The organism is Psychrobacter sp. I-STPA6b, from assembly GCF_020662265.1.
In the GTDB taxonomy this organism is placed as follows: Bacteria; Pseudomonadota; Gammaproteobacteria; order Pseudomonadales; family Moraxellaceae; genus Psychrobacter.
In genome coordinates this window covers 54697-60696 of the sequence record NZ_VEWM01000018.1, presented here as the reverse complement: position 1 = coordinate 60696, position 6000 = coordinate 54697, and the positions used below count along the sequence as shown (strand labels likewise).

At 38.6% G+C, this 6000-nt stretch carries 6 protein-coding genes; all 6 read left to right on the top strand.

Features of this window, described 5'->3' with window-relative positions:
- Positions 1 to 122: 122 nt before the first annotated feature.
- The 6 genes from FHK88_RS03045 to FHK88_RS03020 all read left to right on the top strand — a co-directional run bounded on the left by FHK88_RS03045 (position 123) and on the right by FHK88_RS03020 (position 5815).
- Entirely contained in the window at positions 123 to 1019 is an 897-nt protein-coding gene (locus FHK88_RS03045; protein WP_227429320.1) for an IS3 family transposase, read from the top strand.
- Between the two features lie 118 nt (positions 1020 to 1137).
- Complete coding sequence (locus FHK88_RS03040; protein WP_227429317.1) at positions 1138 to 1611, top strand: hypothetical protein; 474 nt, start codon at positions 1138 to 1140, stop codon at positions 1609 to 1611.
- 39 nt (positions 1612 to 1650) lie between these two features.
- Positions 1651 to 2712, top strand: coding sequence for a DUF6708 domain-containing protein (locus tag FHK88_RS03035; RefSeq protein ID WP_227429316.1), 1062 nt, complete (start codon positions 1651 to 1653; stop codon positions 2710 to 2712).
- A gap of 150 nt (positions 2713 to 2862) precedes the next feature.
- Positions 2863 to 4086, top strand: coding sequence for a DUF6708 domain-containing protein (locus FHK88_RS03030; RefSeq protein WP_227429315.1), 1224 nt, complete (start codon positions 2863 to 2865; stop codon positions 4084 to 4086).
- Positions 4087 to 4109: 23 nt separating this feature from the next.
- Entirely contained in the window at positions 4110 to 4256 is a 147-nt protein-coding gene (locus FHK88_RS03025) for a hypothetical protein (protein WP_227429314.1), read from the top strand.
- A gap of 236 nt (positions 4257 to 4492) precedes the next feature.
- A complete protein-coding gene (locus FHK88_RS03020) occupies positions 4493 to 5815 on the top strand; it encodes a GTP-binding protein (RefSeq protein WP_227429313.1) in 1323 nt (440 codons plus the stop codon).
- Positions 5816 to 6000 lie beyond the last annotated feature (185 nt).

The window sequence follows — 6000 nt, the reverse complement described above, 5'->3', positions numbered from 1 at the left end:
AAAGAACAACAAGGCATTACCCCAGAAACAGGCAAAGCCCTCACAGACGAACAGCTAGAAATACAAAGACTACGTAAAGAGATCAAACAGCTTAAGTTAGAGAGAGATATCTTAAAAAAGGCATCGGCTCTGCTAGCTGGGGACAGTCTGAACGTATACAGATAATCAAAAACCTAGCAGAGCAACCAGAAGGTGAAGCTATCAGCAAAGCTAAGCTATGTGAGCTATTTGGCATCGTACGTAGTAGCTATTACTGGCGTATCAAACCTATACCCATAGACTGTGAACTGGTCAAGCTCAAAGTACTGATACGGCAGGTTTTTAATGACTCTAGAGGCTCAGCAGGGTCTAGAACCATCAGTAGTATCATCACTGGGCAACATGGTATCAAACTGACTCGATACAAAGCGGGTAAGCTCATGAAAGGCATGGGATTGGTCAGTAAACAAAGGAAACATAGCTACAAACAGCAAGATCAAGCACACAAAACATATGACAACGTATTGAACAGAGACTTTACTCCCATAACACCAAATCAAGTCTGGACAGGTGATGTCACTTATATTCGTATCAAAGGCGGATGGTGCTATCTAGCAGTCGTTATTGATCTGTATGCACGCAATATTATTGGATTCTCAGTATCTAACTCACCTGATAGTGAGTTGACCAGTAAGGCGTTGATGATGGCATATGAGTCACGTTTACAGCCCAAAGGTGTGCTGTTTCATTCTGATCAAGGTAGCCATTATACGAGCAAGTATTTTGCTGATGCTGTTGCAGGGTGTGAAGAGATGACACACAGTATGTCTAGAAAAGGCAACTGCTGGGACAACGCACCTACCGAAAGGTTCTTTAGAAGCTTTAAGACAGAGTGGATGCCAAAGTATGGCTATGCAAGTCAGGCTGAAGCAACAAAGGATATAACGGACTACATTTGGGGTTATTATCGTAACGTTCGTCCTCATCAACATAACGATAATCTAACCCCTGCTGAAAAAGAGAGACTATTTTTTAACTAAAACCTCTTAACCAGTGTCTAAAAAAACTTGACCACAACATATCGTCTTTGAAGCCCTAAATCTGCATGTTATAGACCCCGACACCCAACAAATCATCCAAAACATCAACCTAGAAGACATGGAGTTAAACCCGCATGACCAATGGACATTTATCCGTACTTATATGGAAAGACCAGCCGACGAACTACCCCTAGACCCAAGATATGCCCACCCATGCCCAACAGACATCAGCCAATCTTTATTTGCCTGTGCTGACTTAGTACAAGAAAAAAGAGACAAAGGACTTACAGGAGTAAGACATGAATTTAGCCTATTAAGTTGGCTACGTATCTGCTTTATCAGTTACCTAGACCTAGCCGAAGGCAACATCTACCAAAGTAGTAAAAACCCAGCCTTACACCCTGACATCAAGAACAAACTACAATGGAATGGAGAAAACAACCCCTATAACATCATCCCAGTAACTGCCGAGCGACAATTAGCCTTTGCCAACCAAAACCAAAGTGTCAAAAACAGATGGTACACAGGTATAGCCATTAACCTTATCTGGTTTATAGGCTCAATATTATACGTTATGCTGGTGATTGCTTAGAGCATACTATCAAACGCTTTTTACCCATTGAGTACAACTATGATATTACCAGCCCCTCAACAACTGCCTGTAGGAAAAATAATTGGTCGCTCTTATGAAGGAGAGATTGCTAACTTTAAAGAGAAAGAGCACAGTATTAATAGACTGAGTGCATTGACTCATGAGATAAATCCAGATTACTTGTTATTCCATCCCTCAATTACCTCTTTCCAATTAGTATGTTTCTTAGCTTCTTATTGTTCAGCTTGGTTATTTGGACAAAATCTGTTTATTTTTTTAGTAATATTCTATAAGATTACTTTTAATGAAGGTATAGATTACCTATACTTTCTAGCTTTACTTGTTTGGTTTATATTAGTTATATTACTAGGTTTTGCACCCTATAAAACCCTTAAACAACTGAAAGTAAAGCATTCCCGATACTACAAAATATTACTACTTAAAAGCACCCAACAAATTGCCTACTATGAACATAAGCGTAAGCAAGCTCCTATATTTCACATCATCAATTATAAGGATATCATAGCCTCAGTCAGAGGTAGTGAAGGCACCCAACTTCAATCACTAAACCTGCATATTATTGATAAAACAACAAATGAGCTCATTCACTCAATTATGTTTAATGACGATAAACTAAACCCATATGACCAATGGGCATTTATCCGTACCTACATGGAAAGACCAGCTAACGAACTACCCCTAAACCCAGAATATACCCAAGCCTGTCCCACTGACATGAGCCAATCCTTATTTGCCTGTGCAGATATCGCACAAATATCCAAAGGACTAGGCTACACCACTGCTACTCATGCCGTACACTTAACAGGCTGGTTGAGAACCTGTTTAGTAGGCTACCTAGACCTAGCCGAAGGCAACATCTACCAAAGCAGTAAAAACCCAGCCTTACACCCCGACATCAAGAACAAACTACAATGGAATGGAGAAAACAACCCCTATAACATCATCCCAGTAACCCCCGAGCGACAATTAGCCTTTGCTAATCAAAACCAAAGCGTCAAAAACAGATGGTACACAGGTATAGCCATTAATCTTATCTGGTTTATAGGCTCAATATTATACGTTATGCTGGTGATTGCTTAGATAGGTTCAATAATAATTTAAATAATATATTAAATATATTTAATCTTATCTGTATAAATATAGCTAGGGTGGGGAGATGCTCTTAACAGGAACTGAAGCAATATAAAAGAGTAATTGTAGGTGAAGATATTGACCTAAAGGACAACTAAAATGATACATATAAATGGTCGGCATCCGATTGCAAAAATAGGATATGTCGAAGTAGGCAAACAAATAGGAAAAAACCTAGGTTATATAGACATCCATACCTGCAAAGGTGGAGACGACTTTACATGGCTAGACGCCGAAGAGGGTTATCCTGAAATAACAGAGCTTCTACCCCAACGTACCGTTGTACAATTTAACTCTACCTATATGGAGTTAACAGGACGACATGATAGAATAAAAGGCGACCTGACTGCTTGGATGATATTATTCTTGGGGGTATGTAGTTTTTGCTTATACTATCTGCACTTAATACTAATTTTAACCTTTGAAAAAAATGACTCAGTAATGGGAATTGTGATAGGTGGAGTCATTTTACTGGTTATAGCTATTATATTGATACTTATTAAAACACTCTTCACAGAAATCTTTACATACACCTACTTTCCCATACGTTTTAACCGTAAGACACGCAAAGTCTATGTCAGGCAAGCCAATCGTAAAGTTGAGGAATTTAACTGGGACGAACTTAAGTTTTACATGTCTACCAGCAAACCTGCTCATGACGGGGCAGATATCAAAGCATTCACAGTAACAAAGGATGGCGTAACCGTAGAAAAGATGTTTGCCTTTCCCTTTGTGAGTGATATCACCGCAAAAGAAATCTTAGGAGGCACTCAACTCAAACAACACTTTGAATTTGTACGTCGATATATGGAATCAGAAAGTGAAGAACAACTGATAGAAGTAAAAAAAGCCATTCGTTATATTCATCCAGTGCACCAACAACGAGAAACCCCCTTTATCTCATTTCAAAGAGTCATCTTAAGTGGACATGACACATATAAAAATATGGAATATCCTAAAACATCTTTTAACCCTGATATATCACTTTTAGCAATGACCCCATTACTATGGGCAAGATATATAGGACGACTAATATCCATTAATACCAGTATCACCCCACACTTTAGTGCAAAGATTGAAGCAGAATGTCAGATTGACCCTAATGACCCCCATGACTTAAACAAACACCTACCAGAAGGCAATCTAGAAGCAAAACCCTCCCTACGATATAAAATAACCTTTACAATCATATTATTTATATCAACCATTGCCATGCTTATCTTCTCAGCATTTTATATTGACATGTTGGGTAACGTTAAAGGTGGTGATTATCCAAGTCTATTAGAAGGCTTACTTAAAATCTTAACTTTTGGGTTGTATTAAGTGGTTTATTAGTAAAGGTTGAAATGGCAGTTATGATGTTTATTGTACCCATAGCATCACTATCATTATTGGCATGGATTATAGACATCATAGAAGCAATGCGTCCACACGATGACTACCCAAGCTTTTTAAAACACTTATGGGATTGGTTATTATTACGTTGGATTTAGATAAAGTAGCAAATACAAGTCCTCTATATTGGTATAAAAAAGTCACTATTGTGGGTGGTAAAAATAGGTTCTAAGTTAACTTAGAATCTTAGATATATCAGTCTAAAACGATACTCACCTGTTATAAAGTAATGATATTGCTAAAAAATAAATAAAAAATGTTATGTTATAACATAATAACTATGCTAAAGTATGCAATAGCTAGCCAAATCATGGAATAAAACAGGAGGGACACCATGTTACAATCTAATCAGTCCAATCAGCCAGCTACTCAGTCCGTTAATCCAGTTAGCCAACCAGTTCTTCAGTCAACCCAGCCAGTCCATAAAAAATTGCCAGTGACCGTTTTATCAGGCTTTTTAGGGGCGGGAAAAACCACATTGCTTAATCATATTTTGCACAATAAAGAAGGCTTAAAAGTTGCTGTTATCGTCAACGATATGAGTGAGCTTAATATAGATGCCAATTTGGTAGAGCGAGGCGGTAGCTCTTTGTCACAAAGCGAAGAAAAACTTGTTGAGATGAGCAATGGCTGTATTTGCTGTACCTTACGTGAAGATTTGCTTATTCAAGTACGCCAGCTTGCCAGTGCGGATAAATTTGATTATTTATTGATTGAAAGTACGGGTATTTCAGAGCCTTTGCCAGTGGCAGCCACCTTTGATTTTCGAGATGAGCAAGGGCAAAGCTTATCTGACGTGGCTCATCTGGATACGATGGTGACGGTAGTGGACAGTGCCAATTTAATCAAAAATTACAGCTCAATTGAGTTTTTACGCAATAACGAAGAATACGCAGGTGAAGATGATAATCGAACTTTAGTTGATTTATTGGTTGAGCAAATTGAGTTTGCTAACGTTATTATCCTTAATAAGACCGATTTAATCAGTGCCGATGAGTTAGAAACGGTACGTGCCATCGTTAAAAGCCTAAATGGCGTTGCTAAAGTGATTGAGACCAATCATGCCAAGATAGATTTAAATGAGATTATAAATACGGGTCTATTTAATTTTGCTGAGGCTGAGCTACACCCGCTATGGGCGCAAGAGCTTTATAACTTTCAAGAGCATACACCAGAGACCGAAGAGTATGGTATTACCAGCTTTGTTTATCGCGCCCGACACCCTTTTATACCATCTAAAATCTATCAATTTTTTCAGCAACCATTACCGGGTGTGCTGCGTGCCAAAGGTTTTTTTTGGTTAGCCAGCCGTCCTGATTATGTGGGTGAGTTCTCAATTGCAGGTGCGGTTGCCAAACATCAGGGCATTGGTTTGTGGTGGGCAGCCATGGATAAACAAAGCTGGCCTGCTGGTGATGGCTTTGTGCAAATGATGCAACAAAAATGGAGTGATGAGTTTGGTGACCGCCGTCAAGAGTTAGTTTTTATTGGCTTTGCTGATGAAATGGACGAGCAAGGTATTTGTAAGCAGTTAGATAGTTGCTTGGCGTATGATTATCTAGAAAATACGAAACAGTATCAAAACATCGCTGACCCTTTCCCTCGCTGGAGTATGGTTGCAGAAGAAGACATGCCAGAAGAGCCAATGTTGGTATGATGAAAAGTTAAAGATAGCCAATAGAAAGTGGGGTCTGTTGAATATTTATCTTTATAGGAAAATTTAGCCAATTTTTACATAAAAGTAAAAAGTAGCTGTATCCCTTGTAGGTATTAGCCTAACATGGTGAAATTTCAACAGACCCTATATATCAAGGCTAATAACTTTTTATGTTATTAACCTTG